Below are 683 nucleotides of genomic sequence, written 5' to 3'. Positions count from 1 at the left end.
ACACATAAGGCGACCCATAGGTCGTCGGATCGTCGGGCGCGATGGACGCCTCGTCCTTGAAACGCTCATAGGACTTGTCGGGGTTATATTCGGCCACCACGAACGACTTCGGCACTGTCATCGCGTGAACAGACAGCTCAGAGATCGAAGTGCGAGCGGCGTTCAGCCCAGAGACTTCCCGATAAGGGAGAGTCAACTCAGGCTCATAAATGTAATGATCTATGTCATCACCGAGCACGACCTGATCGCCGTATTCGGTTTCTTCGATTCGCAGATAAATTCCTGCTTTCTGAGCAAGCATTTGGACGTAGGCCAGATCACTTTGCCCATATTGGAAGCGGAATAAATGCTGGGGATACGCCCGGCGCAAACGGGTGCTGATCAGATAATCAGGAATGCCGTGCTCGCGCAACACCGCCGTGATGATGTCGGGGGCGCTTTGATGTTGATATATGCGAAACCGGCTGACTCCATCGAGTCGAGCCAGATGAGATTTCACCACAACTCGATACTTGGTGAAATCGGCGCTGGTCTTCAGCGTCGTGTATGACGCGACGAATCCGGAGAACTCCCGCGCCTTGGCTCCAAGCGGGGACATGGAGAAACGAGCATCCTTGCCTAAGAAATGCTTGCGCGAAATCCGATTGGGGTGCGTCAATTCCAATGTAATGACCACCGGATCC

General features: G+C 53.7%; 1 protein-coding gene. It reads right to left on the bottom strand.

Annotation, left to right across the window (positions count from 1 at the left end; all coding sequences use genetic code 11):
• Nucleotides 1-683 (bottom strand): phage late control D family protein (locus P7F28_RS07950; RefSeq protein WP_277183974.1); only part of this gene is annotated, 683 nt, incomplete at both ends.

Origin of the sequence: Caballeronia sp. BR00000012568055 (assembly GCF_029439455.1) — a bacterium.
Classification (GTDB): domain Bacteria; phylum Pseudomonadota; class Gammaproteobacteria; order Burkholderiales; family Burkholderiaceae; genus Caballeronia.
The sequence above is the reverse complement of the archived record's forward strand: the minus strand, read 5'-3'. Positions and strand labels throughout refer to the sequence as shown.